The 17080-nt window shown below is 41.0% G+C and carries 15 protein-coding genes; 7 read left to right on the forward strand and 8 right to left on the reverse strand.

The window, feature by feature from the left end:
• The 4 genes from G327_RS27045 to G327_RS0109175 form a co-directional block, all read left to right on the forward strand.
• The coding region (locus tag G327_RS27045) for a FimV/HubP family polar landmark protein (RefSeq protein ID WP_019614469.1) at window positions 1–1051 on the forward strand (1051 nt) is incomplete at its 5' end.
• Between the two features lie 93 nt (window positions 1052–1144).
• Window positions 1145–2158 carry a beta-N-acetylhexosaminidase gene (gene nagZ, locus G327_RS0109165; RefSeq protein WP_019614470.1) on the forward strand — a complete coding sequence of 338 codons (1014 nt, stop codon included), beginning with the start codon at window positions 1145–1147 and terminating at the stop codon, window positions 2156–2158.
• Between the two features lie 101 nt (window positions 2159–2259).
• Window positions 2260–2802, forward strand: coding sequence for an alpha/beta hydrolase YcfP (gene ycfP / locus G327_RS0109170; RefSeq protein ID WP_019614471.1), 543 nt, complete (start codon window positions 2260–2262; stop codon window positions 2800–2802).
• Window positions 2803–3024: 222 nt separating this feature from the next.
• Window positions 3025–4311 carry an NAD(P)/FAD-dependent oxidoreductase gene (locus G327_RS0109175; RefSeq protein ID WP_019614472.1) on the forward strand — a complete coding sequence of 429 codons (1287 nt, stop codon included), beginning with the start codon at window positions 3025–3027 and terminating at the stop codon, window positions 4309–4311.
• A gap of 64 nt (window positions 4312–4375) precedes the next feature.
• On the opposite strand, the gene G327_RS0109180 is transcribed toward G327_RS0109175, so the two are convergent.
• From G327_RS0109180 to G327_RS0109210, 7 genes are all read right to left on the reverse strand, one after another.
• The gene (locus G327_RS0109180) at window positions 4376–4837 is read right to left on the reverse strand and encodes a DUF2919 domain-containing protein (protein ID WP_019614473.1); all 462 of its coding nucleotides are present in this window, start codon (window positions 4835–4837) and stop codon (window positions 4376–4378) included.
• A 61-nt stretch (window positions 4838–4898) separates the two neighbouring features.
• Window positions 4899–6749, reverse strand: coding sequence for a signal peptide peptidase SppA (gene sppA / locus G327_RS0109185; protein ID WP_019614474.1), 1851 nt, complete (start codon window positions 6747–6749; stop codon window positions 4899–4901).
• Between the two features lie 82 nt (window positions 6750–6831).
• Window positions 6832–7371 carry a bifunctional 3-hydroxydecanoyl-ACP dehydratase/trans-2-decenoyl-ACP isomerase gene (gene fabA / locus G327_RS0109190; RefSeq protein WP_019614475.1) on the reverse strand — a complete coding sequence of 180 codons (540 nt, stop codon included), beginning with the start codon at window positions 7369–7371 and terminating at the stop codon, window positions 6832–6834.
• A 124-nt stretch (window positions 7372–7495) separates the two neighbouring features.
• On the reverse strand, window positions 7496–9181 hold the full coding sequence (locus G327_RS0109195) for an AAA family ATPase (RefSeq protein WP_019614476.1): 1686 nt from the start codon (window positions 9179–9181) through the stop codon (window positions 7496–7498).
• A gap of 110 nt (window positions 9182–9291) precedes the next feature.
• Window positions 9292–9681 (reverse strand): TraR/DksA family transcriptional regulator, encoded by a 390-nt coding sequence (locus G327_RS0109200; RefSeq protein WP_019614477.1) that lies wholly within the window; start codon window positions 9679–9681, stop codon window positions 9292–9294.
• 216 nt (window positions 9682–9897) lie between these two features.
• The gene (locus tag G327_RS0109205) at window positions 9898–10674 is read right to left on the reverse strand and encodes a hypothetical protein (RefSeq protein ID WP_019614478.1); all 777 of its coding nucleotides are present in this window, start codon (window positions 10672–10674) and stop codon (window positions 9898–9900) included.
• A gap of 72 nt (window positions 10675–10746) precedes the next feature.
• Complete coding sequence (locus G327_RS0109210) at window positions 10747–11433, reverse strand: sensor histidine kinase (RefSeq protein WP_019614479.1); 687 nt, start codon at window positions 11431–11433, stop codon at window positions 10747–10749.
• 190 nt (window positions 11434–11623) lie between these two features.
• Between G327_RS0109210 and cysB the strand changes: the two genes are divergently transcribed.
• Complete coding sequence (gene cysB / locus G327_RS0109215) at window positions 11624–12595, forward strand: HTH-type transcriptional regulator CysB (protein ID WP_019614480.1); 972 nt, start codon at window positions 11624–11626, stop codon at window positions 12593–12595.
• A gap of 63 nt (window positions 12596–12658) precedes the next feature.
• Here cysB and pabB read toward each other — a convergent pair whose 3' ends face one another.
• A complete protein-coding gene (gene pabB, locus G327_RS0109220) occupies window positions 12659–14071 on the reverse strand; it encodes an aminodeoxychorismate synthase component I (RefSeq protein ID WP_026339279.1) in 1413 nt (470 codons plus the stop codon).
• Window positions 14072–14198: 127 nt separating this feature from the next.
• On the opposite strand from pabB, the gene G327_RS0109225 reads away from it, so the two are divergent.
• Window positions 14199–15737, forward strand: a complete 1539-nt coding sequence (locus G327_RS0109225; RefSeq protein ID WP_019614482.1) for a fumarate hydratase — start codon at window positions 14199–14201, stop codon at window positions 15735–15737.
• An 85-nt stretch (window positions 15738–15822) separates the two neighbouring features.
• Window positions 15823–17013 (forward strand): amino acid aminotransferase, encoded by a 1191-nt coding sequence (locus G327_RS0109230; protein ID WP_019614483.1) that lies wholly within the window; start codon window positions 15823–15825, stop codon window positions 17011–17013.
• Window positions 17014–17080: the final 67 nt, after the last annotated feature.

Raw genomic sequence — 17080 nt, forward strand, 5'->3', positions numbered from 1 at the left:
CCTGGCAGAACTTGAGAGCAGTGAGTCAGTTGAGTCTTTATCTGAGCAGCCTGAATTAGAAAGACCGCTGGAAGAAGACATTACAGAACTTGATTTATCTACTTTAGAAGCGATTGAAGCTGAAACAGACGAGCTGAATGACTTAGATACTGATCTTCAGGAGGAGCTGTCTGAGCTTGATTTATCTGCTATAGAAACGATTGAACCTGAAGCTGGTGAGCTGAATGATTTAAATCCGGATCTTCAGGAAGAGTTACCTGAGCTTGATTTATCTACTTTAGAAGCGATTCAAGCTGAAACAGATGAGCGGAATGATTTAGATACTGATCTTCAGGAAGAGCTGTCTGAGCTTGATTTATCTTCTTTAGAAACAATTGAACCAGAAACAGATGAGCTGAATGATTTAAATGCAGGTCTGCAGCAGGAGCTCGGTGAACTTGATTTATCTGTTTTAGAAACGGTTGAACCTGAGTTTGATTTATCGGCTTTAGATACTTTAGAGTCGCTTGATGGAGAATCTTCGTTAGATGAACAGCAGTCTGATGATGAATTAACATTGGACCTTGATGATGAATTTGATCTTTCGGCACTGGATGGATTAGCACAGGAAAGCGGCTTTAAACCAACTCCATTAGCTGAGTTTGAAGCTGAACAGGAAGCGCTAGAGCAGACTGAACATGATATGTTAGCAAAACAATTAAGTGATGTTGCTTTTAAGTCTGATGCGCCGCTGCCGAAAATTGATGCTGAAAGCAGTGACTTTATTGATATTGAGACTTTATTGGAAAACAGCGAAGGTTACAATAAGGATGAACCTTACGCTGAGTTAGATCTAGATCTTGGTTTAGATGAATTCCCAGATGTAGTTAATTCTGGGGAAAGCGTAGATATTGATGATGATGAAAATGGAATAGGAGCTCAGTTAGATCTGGCCCGTGCTTATCTCGAGATAGACGATAAAGAAGGTGCCAAAGAAATTCTTCTGTCAGTACTGGAAGACAGTAACGGTACACAGAGAAAAGAGATAGATAAATTATTAAGTCGATTATAAATATTTTCCAGTTAGACTAACTACTGAATTACATTTGAAATTAAAAAGCCGGCTTTTGCTGGTTTTTTTATAGACAGACATAAGAGAAAAACAATGAGACCGTTAATTTTAGACGTACAGGGGTATCTGCTAGATTCTGAGGAAAAAGAGATGTTAGCTCACCCTCTGGTTGCAGGCATCATTTTATTCACACGCAATTTTGCAGATATTAATCAGTTAAAAGATCTGGTTAAAGAGATTCGCTATTATGCAGGTAATGATATTTTAATAGCCGTAGATCATGAAGGAGGAAGAGTACAGCGTTTCAGAGATGATTTTACCCTATTACCCTCGGCAGGCTCCCTATTAGAATTGAATGATCTTAATACAGCAGAACAGTTAGCTTTCAGTAGTGCCTGGGTAATGGCCGCTGAATTAACTGCATGTGATATAGATTTAAGTTTTGCCCCTGTCCTGGACATTAATGGTATCTCTGATGTGATTCAAAATCGCGCATTTTCCAGCCGGCCTGATCAAGTTATTCAATTATCCCGGGCCTATATAACTGGAATGAAAACTGCCGGTATGTGTTCAACAGGCAAACACTTTCCCGGACACGGTAGTGTTAAAGCAGATTCCCATATTGCATTACCATCAGATAACCGCAGCAAAGCCGAGATATTTAGTAGTGATATATTACCTTTTAGTGAACTGATTACTGAACGTTTATTAGATGCGGTTATGCCGTCACATGTTGTTTATCCGCACTGTGATGCTCAACCTGCAGGATTTTCAAGCTACTGGCTTCAGGATATACTGCGTAAGAAGCTTAATTTTAACGGCGTTATTATCAGCGATGATCTGTCAATGCACGGAGCAAGTTTTGCCGGCAATCATCTAAGCCGTGCCGAAGCTGCGCTTAATGCTGGTTGTGATCTTCTGCTGGCATGCAATGATAGAGATGCTGCAGTTATGCTGCTTGATAATTTAAAAGTACCTGCCGCAGGCGGTAACGAAGTGATCCGTAAGTTACAATATGTTAAAAACCGTATTAAGTTACCGTTGAAAAACAATCCGATCTGGTTAGAAAATCAGCAAAAGCTGCTGCAGTTTGCTGAGCGGATCTAATTAGTCGCCTGCAGCGCTTGCACTATAGATGAAATCCCATAAACTTAACTATATGAAATATCGCTAAATTTACGACTAGAAGAAAAAGGCGGGAACAACAAATGATCATTTATCTGCATGGTTTCGACGCAACAAGCCCAGGTAACCACGAAAAAGTGATGCAATTAAAGTTTATAGATGATGATGTTCGTTTTGTTCATTACAGCACTATTCATCCTAAACTTGATATGAGTCATATATTAAAAGAAGTTCATAAACACATCCAAAGCAGTGAGGACAAAACACCGCTAATATGCGGAGTTGGTCTGGGCGGTTTCTGGAGTGAACGCATCGGTTTCTTATGCGGTATTAAACAGGTCATCTTCAATCCGAACCTGCATCCGGAAGACAATATGGTCGGAAAAATTGAATGGCCGGAAGAGTATTTAGATATTGAGACTAAGTGTGTCAATGATTTTAGAAAGAAAAATACAAGTAAATGCCTGTGTATTCTTTCTACATCTGATGATGTTATTGATTCCGATGAAAGTGATCATGAATTATCTGAATATTATCAAATCGTCTTTGATGACCAGCAGGGTCACAAGTTTCGCGATATCTCACACCACCTGCAGACAATCAAACAGTTTAAATCCGCACAATAATTGATTTTTAACGGCAGCTGAGACTGCCGTTTTACCTCCTTGTAATTAAATAACCTAATATCTACAAATTCATTAACAAAAGTAGTGATAATTCCTTATATTTGTAATAAAGTTACACCGCTGTTTGATCTATGTCAAAATGTAGTTCCATTACACCAGTGCTTCACTTTAATTTAGAGCTTTATTGTAATCGAATTAGTCATACAAATATTGAGGTTTATTATGTGTAAAATTGTCATTGTAGGTGGTGGTGCCGGTGGTCTGGAGCTTGCGACTAAGCTGGGGAACAAATTAGGGCGTTCTAAAAAAGCACACGTAACCTTGGTTGATAAGAATCGAACGCATCTTTGGAAACCGCTGCTGCATGAGGTTGCTGCCGGTTCGATGGACGATGGTATTGATGCATTAAGTTACCGTGCCCATGCTAAAAATCATGGCTTTAACTTTAAACTTGGAGCACTAGCTAATATTGACCGTGACAATAAATTAATACAGCTTGCAGAGCTGGTTGATGAAGACGGGACGCAGATATTGCCGGAGAGCAAGCTTAGCTATGACATTCTAGTCATGGCACTCGGCAGTATCAGTAATGACTTTAATACAAAAGGTGTCCGTGACCACTGTATATTTTTAGACAGTCCGCAGCAGGCCAAAAAATTTCATCACCGTATGTTAAATAAATATCTACAGCTTGGTGTGCAGGAAACCAAGCAGGTTAGTGTTGCTATTGTGGGGGCAGGGGCAACCGGAGTAGAGCTCTCTGCTGAGTTGTTTAATTCACTTAAACAAGTTTCAAGTTATGGTTTTGAACATATCAGCAGTGACGACTTAAAAGTAAGCCTGGTTGAAGCAGGTGAAAAAATATTACCTGCACTGCCGCTGCGCATCTCAAGCTCAGCTCATCAAGAGTTATCAAAGCTGGGGGTTGATGTGCGCACCAGAACAATGGTGACTGAAGCCACTGAGCAGGGGTTACTGACAAAAGACGGTGAATTAATTAAGGCGGATTTAATTGTCTGGGCTGCTGGTATTAAAGCACCTGATTTTATGAAAGATATTGCCGGATTAGAAACAAACCGTTCTAACCAGTTAGTTGTGAAATCAACGCTGCAGACTTCATTAGATGACTGCATTTATGCCATCGGTGACTGTGCCAGCTGCGCATTACCGGAGGGGGGATTTGTGCCGCCCCGTGCTCAGTCAGCACATCAGATGGCATCACTGGTCGGAAAAAATATTATCGCTTCAATAAAGAATAAACCTTTAAGTGATTATAAATATACCGATTACGGTTCATTAGTTTCATTAAGTAACTACAGCACAGTCGGAAGTTTGATGGGTAATTTAATGAAAGGATCAATGATGATAGAAGGGCGTCTAGCACGTATTGTTTATATCTCATTGTACCGCATGCATCAGATTGCACTGCATGGGTATTTCCGTACCGCGTTAATCACTTTAGTAGAACGTATTAACCGTGTTTTACGTCCGCGTTTGAAGCTGCACTAGCCATAGTGCATAAATGACTTGAACTGCAGTGTGCCTTTTCAAGTCATTTATTTTCTATAATCAGTTAAATAGTGCGGACAAAGCAGTCTTTTAAATGTTTGCTTCTACAGCAGTACAGCAGCAGCCAGAGTGCAAAAACTAACTGTATAGATGCCGCCAGTGAATATTGAAAATTGTTCAGCAGCAGGTAATAAAACTGCAAGCCTAAATCGGTTAATATGCTTAATAATAGAAACACATAACCCGTCTGCCATAATTTTGAAATAATTCTGTTTTTATCATGATCTCTGCCCGATAAAATAAACAGGGTCACCGCAACTGCTCCTGAAGCCAGCCCTGAATAAAAATGAATTTTATCAGGGTAGAACATGGCTAACAGTTTTTCACCCTCATTACGCGAAACCACGGAAATAATTAACAATCCCCAGGTTCTTGCCAAAAACAATAAAGCCAGATAAAAAAACGGCGGTGGTTTTAAATTACCTGACTGGGTATAGTGCTGAAGTGGATAAAGTCTGATACTCATTGTTCTACCGTATGTAAAAAGAGGGCCGCAGCCCTCTGATAATTATGTCGAGCATCACATATTACTTGATAATACACATAGGGCAATAAGCATAACGTCCCTGCGGATCATTAAACTTGGTAAATACTGCCGCCTGCGACTGTAAAGAGTCCAAGGTTTCTAAAATAGTCGGGTTAAGCTGTAGACTTTTTCCAAGCTGCTGTACATTGCTGCTGAACATTTCATTAATAAACTGCTGTTTGGCAGACACCGCCGGTGTAATTACTTTTATGTCATACTGCTTCAGATCTGCAAGTACTGCCGCTTCATTTATTGCATCCTGCAGACCGCCTATCTTATCAACAAGTCCTAGATTTTGTGCATCACTGCCTGTCCATACACGTCCCTGGGCAACTTTATTAACTTCAGCGACTGTCATGCCTCGACCTTCACTGACGACGGTTAAAAACTGCTGATAGCCATGCTCAATACCCAGCTGAATAATTTCTCCAAGCTCTGGATTTAATGCCCGGGTGGGATTTAATGTTGATAACTCGGTTGTGCCGACACCGTCATTATAGATACCGAACTTATTAAGCGCTTTATCTGCACTTGCAAACATGCCGAAGATACCAATAGAGCCTGTTAAGGTTGTGGGTGATGCGACAATAGAATCTGCTGCTGATGCGATCCAGTAACCGCCTGAGGCAGTAACACTGCCCATGGATACAACTACTTTTTTATCCGCCTGTTTCAGCGCTAAAACCTGCTGTCGTATTTTTTCAGATGCAAAAGCGCTGCCGCCCGGAGTATCAAGACGAATAACAACCGCTTTAATATTTTTATTTTGCAGTGCGTTATCTAGTAATTTACTGAAGCTGACACCGCCAATAGCCCCTACATCCTGGCTTCCGGCTAAAATTTCGCCGCTTCCATGAATTAAAGCAATCTGATTACTATTGCCTTTAGGAGAATATAATTTGGGAAGTGTAGACTGATAATTTGAGTAATCGACTAAGTTTAATTTATGTCCTGACAGGTCGGCGTTATCCTGAAGTTTACTGATAATTTCATAACGGTTATTAAGATGATCAACTAGACCTGCCTGCTGCGCATAAAGGGCCGCATCACCATCTACTTTTTTAAGTGCCGCCTTCAGCTCTTGTAATGAAGGGGATACAGATTGTACGCTGATTAGACTGCTGTGACTTCTTTGCGTCACTACAGTATCGATATAATCTTTCCACAGTTGATTTAACCAGTGTTTGTTCGCCAGTTTGCTGGCCTTTGACATCTGGTTGTCTGTAAATGGTTCAACAAAAGATTTATAGGTACCAACTTTAAATACATGCGGGGTGATCAGCAGATTGTCTAATGCTTCTTTGAAATATAGGCGGTAGACAGAATAACCCTGGAGCAAAACCATACCTTGCGGATTAAGGTATATTTGATCCGCATAACTGGCTAATAAGTACTGTGCCTGGGAGTAGTTATCAGAAATAGCTGTCACTTTCTTACCGCTTGACTTAAAGTCATTAAGCGCTTTACCGATATCGGTGAGATGATTAATACTGGCACCGCTCAGGCTGTTTAATTCAAGTAAAATATCATTAATTTTCGGATCGTTCTGCGCATGGCGGATAGCCTGAATGACTTCGTCCACCTGATATTCTTTTATCTGCTGCTGTTCACCTGAAAGCATCTGGCTGGATAATTCTGCTGCAAAGTTAACTGGATTTTTCTGTTCGACAATTATACCGTTTAAATTAAGGTGAAGTGTTGAGTTATCTGAAATATGAATGGTCTGATCATCGACATTAAGCGCAACGACAATAATGGCAATAAGTACGATAAAAACGGCATTAATAATAAACAGACGTGTCAGATTAATTAATTTTGCCAGTGATTTTAACCAGGAGAAAAGTAATTTCATTGTGGTTCCTTAAACGGTGAACAAAAAAAAGCACTGATATTTTCATATACAGTGCTTTATAGTTTAGTTTATTAAAGAGGGATTAAAAACTAGACGTATCAACAAATAGACCTACTTTAAGATCTTCTGCGGTATAAATTACTTTACCGTCTACTTCTACAACACCGTCAGCAATACCCATAACCAGTTTACGCATAATTAAACGTTTCATTGTAATACGGTAGGTTACTTTTTTAGACGTTGGTAATACCTGACCGGTAAATTTAACATTACCTACACCTAGTGCGCGTCCTTTACCTGGACCACCGCTCCAGCCAAGGAAGAAGCCGACTAACTGCCACATTGCATCAAGGCCTAAACAGCCCGGCATTACCGGGTCACCCGGGAAATGACATTCGAAGAACCATAATGCTTTATCAATATCTAATTCAGCAACTAGTTCGCCTTTACCGTGCTCACCGCCGTCTTCTGTGATGGTGATGATTCGATCTAACATCAGCATGTTATCAACAGGCAGCTGGCAGTTACCTTCGCCAAATAGTTTACCTTGACCACATAATACTAATTCTTCTTTCGAGTAAGAGTTTTTACCCAACTCTTTTTGGGATACAGTTTTCGTCATAGTCACTTATCTTGTAAATTTGAAACTTGCGAGGTATTTCAGGTAAATAGCCTGAAATGCCGATAATAAATTAAGTGCGCATACTCTATATGACAGGGTACTAACAATCAACTTTATTAAATATTTACCTGAACAAGTGTAACAATTTGTGCAATAAACCCGCTTCGTGCGTGTCGTTTTCTTCTTTATGCAGATCTTCAATACGTTTATTGATGATTTCTATCACTTTATTAAAGGACTGATTCATTGCAAGCGGGAATGCTTCCCGGCAGTGATCAATGCCGTAAATATTTATTTTCTTATTACGTATTAACTCGATAGTGCTTATATCTAAGGTGAGGTTAATCTGATTGGCTTTAGGCATCATAATAGTGACCGGTTCAGTCAATAAACCTAACTCAAATAAACGTGTTACTGACTGAATTTTCTGATTAATACCGCCGATTGCCAGAACATTACCGTGCTGATCTAATGCGCCGGTCACAAACAGGCTCTGCTTAATTGCAGTATGCGAGTAACAGGAAATAACCGCTAACAGAATGGCCAGTGAAGCGCTGTCTCCGTCACTTTCCTGATAAGACTGTTCAAAGACTACATTACAGGATAAAGGGAAATTCGGGATATGAGTGAAAAAATGGTTCAGATAACCCTGTACAATTAACGTGCTCTTGGCATGAATGTTACCAGCAAGTTCCACTTTACGTTCAACGTCAACAACTTCGCCGTCACCAACCATATCACTCGCTGAAACTCTGAATATTTCTCCGAATTCAGTGGGGTAACCCATTAGCTCAACAACAGATAAACCGTTTATCTGGCCTATTTCAAAACCCTGCAGCTGAATTTTCAGCTGCTTTTCGAGTAGAGCTTGGTCGCTGAAGTTTTGTGCCAGAGACTGAGCTTGAACCTGTACATCGAGTACCTGCTGCAGATGTGATGCATTAAGCACGCTCTGCTGCGGATTAAACAGCTGCGCGTAACGTATTACACTTTCAATTATTTCCGGTGAAAAAAGAACTTTCTTCTGATGCTCGCATTTTGCAGCTAGATGATGGAATAACAGCGTCATTGCTTCTGCAGATAACTCAGGTAAGGAGAATTGTTTAATAAGTTTATTACAGTAGCTGCGGAGAAGCTGAATATTGGTATCAGTGGTTTTAACATCACTGGAAAGCTCTGCAAACAGTGAGCCTACTTGACTGTATTCCGGATCAATTTGTGCCAGCTCATCAAGCTGATATCTATTGGCGACTAAAATAATTTTAGTATCAACCTGAGACAACGGCTCCGCCGGGTATTTTCCTTTTAATTTGTCGCCATTTACAGCTGAAGTTGCCGGCAGTTTGCGGCTGATTAAAAAGGCCTTTAACAGAAACCATAAACTCGGCTGTGCAAGCAGCGGGCTTATATGCAGGATCAGGCAGCCGTTATTATATTTATATATTTCACCTTGATGAAAGTCGATAACATGGTTTTCTTTCTCGTTTAAACGGCCGAATAGCGTCTGATGATCGTAGTTTAACAGTGCCTGCTGCGGGTAGTCTAAACCGTTTGATGCGCAGATCACTTCGGTAGCCGCCTGCCAGTAACGGGCATTAAATATCAGCAGCGGCTGAGGAAGCTGAATAAAGTGTTTAACGATTTGTGAAGCCAGCGGGTAAAGTGCTAACCAGTCCAGCTCCTGGTCCGGTTGTGATAACTGGGTAAGAAAATCCGGAGCGCACTGCTCTGCAGAGAGAGGAATAAGCGGTGCGGCAGCTGAGTCGTTAACAGGTAATTTACTGCTGGATACTGATTGATTTATTGACAATGTGGCAACTCTAAGTTGATAAAAATAAGAATGGTTTTTTGATTATAAGTAGGGTGGGTCGATGTTGCAATGGATATGATTAAATACCCACTGCAGATTCAACTATATCTCTATAATTTAAAACTATTATTGCTTTGTTTATCGTATTTCTCCTGACAGTGCAGGCATCGCTGCATTGTCGGATCAGTTTTAAGCCGTTCAATACGGATCTCTTTTTCACAGTCTGAACATAAGCCGTACATGCCCATTTCTATATTATGCAGGGCAGCATCAATGCTCTTCATTTTTTCTATTTTATGAGAGATTGACGGTATATTGATTTTAAGTGCTAATTCAAGCAGTTCATCCGAGGCTAATTTCTGCAGCTGTGCGGCCGCTAGATTATGGCTGGAATGACTGGATCTCATTAATATTTCAGTCATACCCAAGTGCAGTTTATCAAGACTCTCCGACAGCTGCGCTTGAAAACTCTTTAGTTGCGTTTCACTGATATGTTGCATTTTTATCTCGATTTTACAAATTCATATCATGATAGTAGAACGTAAAACTTTTTATCCTTATGATTTAAATCAACTTATCGAAATTGTAACAAATGAATAACAGTTCGTTTGATATGGATCAGATACGGGCTGTAATAATAGGTCGCTATGAGGGCTGGACTATTCACTGCCTGCAGCCATTTGACTTTCTGCAGACAGTTAAAAACTAAAAAGGGCCTACCATTTCTTCTTGTCTTGGAATAATACGTCGAGATCGTCTTTTTTCTCTTTCTCTTTTTCCTGGAGCGCTTTAAGTTCTTTATCACTGGTTTTAACTAAATACGTTTTTATCTCATTTTTGATTGAAGTCAGCTGCGCTTGTTTCTTCTCCAGATAGCTGTCTTTATCGGTTATACTAACTAAAATTTTCAGCAGTTTATTGATCATCTGATTTGCACTGCCGAACTGTTTAGCAAGTTTCGCTTCAAATATTCGTTTAATACCATTTTCCAGATTGATTTTCAGCTGCATGATTTCTAAGCGGTGATCTTCTGCAACAAAAATCTCTGTATTTATTTTCCCTTTAGCATGCTCTGAGCGAAGTACCGCTCGTATTTTTTTGGTTACCTGTAGTAACTGCAGGGCCTCTTTATCATTTTCTGGCGCCCGAAAAATACTCTCATCAGGTGGTGTATAGTTATTCCTCACCTGTTGAATCTGCGCATCAGTATTTTTTAAATGGTCACGAATAGGTACGCTGTTAGGAGAACTCTGAATCATCAGCAGTAATGCATTACGAATACGATGCTGTAGAATTAGTAGAAGTGATTTACTAAAGGGCATGCGTGTGGCATTGAGCAGTAGTTCGTCAACTTCAGTAATAACGGCACGCTGCTTGCTGATGGCAATTCTTTTTTCGGCTTCAATTTTTTGTTTATATTGCTGAATAATATTGTAGCCAATAAGGACAAATAATAATAAACCGACCAAAGCGAATATTAGTGGAAATAACATAAGTTCTCGTAATACTTAGTAATTAAAATTAATGCGGCTGAATAACAGTGCAAATAGAGTCTCTAGTTTGCATTAAGGCAAACGTAAGGTAAATATACTTCCGCTGCTTTCAGTTTTATTTTCAAGTAAAATGTGACCCTGCAGCTGCTTTGTTTTATGTTCCGATGCAATTCTCTTTGCAAATAACAAGCCAAGTCCGCTCCGTCCTTTACCAGCGTTAAATAATGCAGGTCTCTCCTGGTTGATTGCCAGCATATGTTCCGGGTAGCCTTCGCCGTCATCTTCCACCTGGATATTTAGATACTGCTGATCAATAAATGCGTGCAGGCTGACACTTGTGTGTGTGTGCCGCAGTGCGTTTACGAAAATATCGCCAATTAGATAAGTAATTAAATCCTGATCAAAATAAGCGGTCAGCTCCGGATCTACCTGTAAAGTTACGCTCACATCGTGACTGTTCAAATATAGGCGGTTTCTGTCGATCACTTCCTGAAGCATTTCAGCCACTGAATTTTCTTCAATATAGATGGGCAGCTGATTTTGCTCATCCCGGTATAAGGCAAGTAACTGCATTAATGTACCGTTTATTCTGGATGTCTGATAATGCAGATCAGCAAAAGCCTGATGCTGTTTGGCAGTCAAATTATCGGCCAGGTCTAAATTCTCAATTGACTGTAACAGCATAAACAGTGAGTTTTTCATATCGTGGGTACTGGTAGCCAGAATAGTGCTGAAATTGAGCGAATTTTCCTGTTCCATATTAATCTCCGTTTATCTATGCGCTTAATTATGACTAGCTTAAGACTAAGTTGCTGAATGTCTGCCTATTAGTATATAAATATATGCGTTAAATAACTAATAGATAAAGTAGCTCTTTGTATTTATTAGAACTCTGATAGACTAAAATGGAATAATAACCCTTAAAAACAGCATAACTATTGGCCGAATCATGAAATTACAACAATTGCGTTATATCGTCGAAGTGTTAAATCATAATTTAAATGTCTCAGCCACAGCTGAAAATTTATTTACCTCGCAGCCAGGTATCAGCAAGCAAGTTCGTATGTTAGAGGACGAGTTAGGTATTCAGATTTTCGAACGCAGCGGCAAACATTTAACCCAAGTAACGCCTGCCGGCAAAGAGGTCATTCGTTATGCAACACAGGTATTAGGTAAAGTTGAAAGTATCAAAGCGGTTGCCTGTCAGTACACCCAGCCGGATCAGGGGACTTTAAATATCGCCACGACACATACTCAGGCTCGTTATGCGCTGCCCGATGTGATCCAGGGCTTTATTAAACGCTATCCTAAAGTATCGCTGCATATGCATCAGGGAACGCCGACACAGATTAGTGAGTCCGTGGTTAAAGGTAAAACTGACTTTGCAATTGCTACCGAAGCAATGCATCTTTACCAGGATCTCATTATGCTGCCTTGTTATCATTGGAACCGTTCTGTGATTGTGCCTAAAGGACATCCGCTTGGTGATATAGAAAACATCAGCGTTGAAGATATTGCAAAACACCCGATAGTGACGTACGTTTTTGGTTTCACCGGACGTTCCGAATTAGATGATGCCTTTAATGCCGCCGGATATACACCAAACGTAGTTTTTACTGCAACTGATGCTGATGTGATTAAAACCTATGTCCGATTAGGACTAGGTGTTGGTGTTGTGGCCTCGATGGCTGTCGATAAAGATGATGATGATTTCTGTGTGATTGATGCCAGCCATATTTTTAAATCCAGTACCACCAGCATAGGGTTCAGAAAAGGTTCATTTCTGCGCGATTATATGTATGACTTTATGGTCCGCTTTGCACCGCATCTGACCCGGCCTCTGGTTGAAAAAGCAATTCAGCTGAAATACAGCGCAGAAGTCAGCAAGTTATTTGAAGATATTGAATTACCTACACGTTAGCAGTAAGTTTGGTATTTGTTGATTTGATGGTACAAGCACAAGCCGGCCATCAAACCAGCATTGCTACTTATTTAACCTCTCTAAACAGGGTAGTATTTTACTGATTTTATCAAAACACTCCTGATACTCTTCATCAACATTAGAGTCTGCAACTAGGCCTCCTCCTGCCCAGCAGTAGATACTGTTTCGAAAACAGACTAGGGTTCTTATCGCTATACTGCTGTCCATCTGTCCGTTTGCGTTTATATAACCAATACTACCGCAGTACAACTGACGGTGGTTTGGTTCAAGTTCGGCAATAATTTCCATGGCGCGGATTTTTGGCGCGCCGGTAATTGAACCTCCGGGAAAACCTGCTCTGAGTAGATCTTCTGCACTGTGGTTTGTCTGCAGCCTGCCTAATACCGTGCTTACTAAATGATGAACGGCCGGAAAACTTTCAATTTCAAACAGCTTGGGCACCGTGACACTGCCGGGTTGACAGACACGTCCTATATCATTACGAAGCAGATCAACAATCATCAGGTTTTCGGCGCGGTCTTTTGGCGATGCGGCTAATGCCTGAGAACTTTGGTCATCCTGCGTTTTGTCGTCAAAGCGCGGACGTGTGCCTTTAATCGGTTTGCTTTCTACTATATTGTTTTTTAATTTAAAGAAGCGTTCCGGAGACAGGGACAAAATAACTTGCGCAGGTAAACGCAGGAAAGCGGCAAAAGGCGGGCGGTTTTGTTCAAACAAGGCCAGATAAGCCTGATACTCATCACCACTATACGAAGCCTGGAACCGCTGCGCTAAATTTACCTGGTAACAGTCGCCGCTTAGGATGTAATTCTGCACTTTTTCAAACTTGTTTTGATAAGCTGTTTTGTCCATATTAGCAGACCAGTTTGAACTTAACTGAAATGCCGGGTTGGATTTATTTGTTTTACTTAGTTCTATCAGCCAGTTAAAACGTCGTGACCATAAATCTTCAGCTGTTTGAGCTTGACCTTTTATCTTATGGATAACCAGATAAAACTGCTTCTCGTGATTATCATAAACTAAAGCCCAGTCATAAAACCCTACGGCAATCTGCGGTAGTGCAAGCCCCGCAGGTTTATCTGAATTGTCTATTGTTTCAAACTGATAACCTAGTTCATAACTAAAACTGCCTAAAACACCTCCACTGAAGGGCAGTAGATTATGCTCTTCCTGATGAAATAGACTTTTACGCAGAGATTCAATGAGCATCAGTGGATCAGCATCTCGCTGATAAGCGTGCTTTATGCCTCTTATCTCACTATTCCCGTTATTTGTCTGCATTTCTGCAAGCGGCTGAGCACTATAAATTGACCAGCGGCTGTCACAGCTGCCTGTGGCTGCGGATTCTAATAAGATCCCCCAGTCCACAGAGGCAATGTGTTGTTTTATATTTGAAAATTCGTCTGCGGTTAACGAAATTTTTTTAAATAGTATGTTTGTAGTGCAATTAGTCATAATTTTTCGAATTCAGGCAACAGTTTTGTAACAAATAGGTTGGTGGTTGTTATGATGCAGATTAACATTCTATTTAATATATATCAGCAATTTATACCCGTTATCACTAATCTATTCGGAGTTTTATATGACGATTATCAAGCAGCAGGATTTTGTCAACAGTATCGCCGGCGCATTGCAGTTTATCTCTTATTATCACCCTCTTGATTTTATTGAGTCTATGGACAGAGCTTACCAGATTGAGCAGAATCCCGCCGCAAAAGATGCGATTGCACAAATTTTAATTAATTCCCGAATGTCGGCTGAGGGTAAACGTCCTATTTGTCAGGATACGGGTATTGTGACTACTTTTGTAAAAATTGGCATGAATGTTTCCTTCGATACTGATTTAACGATTCAAGAGTTAGTCGATGCCGGTGTGAGAAAAGCGTACACGGATCCGAGTAACCCGCTGCGGGCATCAATTGTGGCCGATCCGGCAGGAACTCGAAAAAATACTCAAGATAATACACCCTCTGTTGTTCACGTAGAGATGGTACGTGGTAATAAAGTTGAGGTGATGGTGGCGGCTAAAGGCGGCGGCTCAGAAAATAAATCCAAAATGGTGATGCTAAATCCATCGGATTCCATAGCCGACTGGGTTGAAAAAACGGTTCCTAGTATGGGGGCCGGCTGGTGTCCACCAGGTATGTTAGGTATAGGAATTGGAGGCACGGTGGAAAAAGCCGCTGTGATGGCTAAAGAGTCCTTAATGGAGCCGGTGGATATTGTTGAACTGCAGCAGAAGGCTGCATTGGACAATAACAGCTTAACGACTGATGAAAAACTTCGTCTGGAAATTATGGAACGGGTTAACAAGTTAGGTATCGGTGCACAGGGCTTAGGCGGCCTTACTACTGTGTTAGACATTAAAATAAAAAGCTGCCCGACTCATGCCGCCTCGAAACCTGTGGTCATGATCCCTAACTGTGCCGCAACAAGACACACTCACTTCACCTTAGACGGGAGCGGTGAAGCTTTACTACAGACACCAAAATTGAGTGACTGGCCGGAGATTACCCGTGAAGCGGGAGAAAATGTACATCGTGTAAACGTTAATGATCTCAGTAAGGCTGATATGTCGGCATGGAAAAGCGGCGATACACTGCTGCTTTCAGGGAAAATTCTAACCGGCCGTGATGCCGCTCATAAACGTATTCAAGAACTTGTTAGTTCAGGGCAGGGGTTACCGGAAGGATTGGACTTTAAAGATAGGTTCATCTATTACGTCGGTCCTGTTGATGCTGTCGGTGATGAGGTTGTAGGTCCTGCAGGTCCGACAACAGCAACACGTATGGATAAATTTACTGACTTTATGCTCGAAGAGATTGGTTTATTAGGCATGATAGGTAAGTCTGAACGCGGCCCGCAAACGGTTGCAGCGATTGCTAAAAACAAATCTGTTTATCTGATGGCTGTCGGTGGGGCCGCCTATCTGGTTGCTAAAGCGATTAAAAAAGCGCGTGTTGTTGCTTTTGCCGATCTGGGAATGGAAGCGGTATACGAGTTTGATGTCGAGGATATGCCGGTTACCGTTGCCGTTGATAGTGCTGGTAATAACGTGCATGATCAAGGACCTGCAGTGTGGAAGGTGAAAATTGCAGAGCTAGATAATAAAATGGCGTAATAAGTGCAATTTTTATTGCTTGAAAAAGTAGTAATGGTATAACACTAAGTCTGAATATACCGTAGACCAGAATTAAGGAATAATTATGTTTGAACAAGTAAGTATGGCACCTGCAGATCCAATTCTTGGACTGACAGACGCTTTTAAAAAAGATCCTCGAGCTGAGAAAATCAACCTCGGTGTCGGTATCTATAAAAATGAAAGTGGTTTAACGCCTATTTTAGCTACGGTTAAAGAAGCAGAAAAGCGTCTGCTTGCTGAAGAAACAACCAAGAGTTATCTAACTATTGAAGGTATTGCAGCTTACGGCGCGGCGGTACAGACACTTCTGTTCGGTAAAGATGCTGAAATTATTACTTCAAACCGTGCACGTACAGCACAGGTACCCGGCGGTACCGGTGCTCTACGTACCGGTGCTGATTTTGCGGTAAAAAAACTAGGCATAAAAAAGATCTGGGTAAGTAATCCCACCTGGGCTAACCATGGTAATGTGTTTAAAACAGCCGGCCTTCAGGTTGCAAGTTATGATTATTATAACGCTGAAACTAAAGATCTGGATTTTGAAGCGATGATCAACTCTCTGCAGAGTGTCGAAGCGGGAGATCTGGTTTTATTCCACGGCTGCTGTCATAACCCTACCGGTATTGACCCGACAATTGAGCAGTGGGAAGAAATTGCCAAACTTATTGCTGAACTTGGTGCGGTACCGTTCTTTGATTTCGCATATCAAGGATTTGCAAAAGGCGTTGAAGAAGATGCACAGGGCCTGCGGATATTTGCAAAGTATAATAAAGAGCTCCTAGTTGCTAACTCATTCTCTAAAAACTTTGGTTTATACAATGAGCGTGTCGGTGGTATTACTTTAGTTGCAGAAGACAGTGACATTGCCGAGTCTGCGTTTAGTCAGATCAAATCAGGCATTCGTTCTAATTATTCAAACCCTCCTGCACACGGTGCTGCGATTGTGACCACTATTCTTAATGATGTAGAGCTGCACACCCAGTGGGTTCAGGAAGTTGCAGATATGCGTGTGCGAATTCAGGAGATGCGCGATCTGTTTGTAGCAACGCTGAAGGAGAAGGGCGTAAGCGGCGATTATAGTTTTATCAGCCGTCAAAATGGTATGTTTTCTTTTTCAGGATTATCTGTTGAACAGGTAAATCGACTAAAAGAAGAGTTTGCTGTATATATTGTTGGTTCAGGACGAATTTCGGTTGCCGGAATGACTAAAGATAATATGCAGCCGTTGTGTGATGCATTAGCAGAAGTCATCTAATAACTTCGTCAGGCGCAAAAAAACAAGGTTGTTGAGGCAGCCTTGTTTTGTATCTGCAGATACTCAA

This window comes from Psychromonas ossibalaenae ATCC BAA-1528 (assembly GCF_000381745.1).
Lineage (GTDB): Bacteria > Pseudomonadota > Gammaproteobacteria > Enterobacterales > Psychromonadaceae > Psychromonas > Psychromonas ossibalaenae.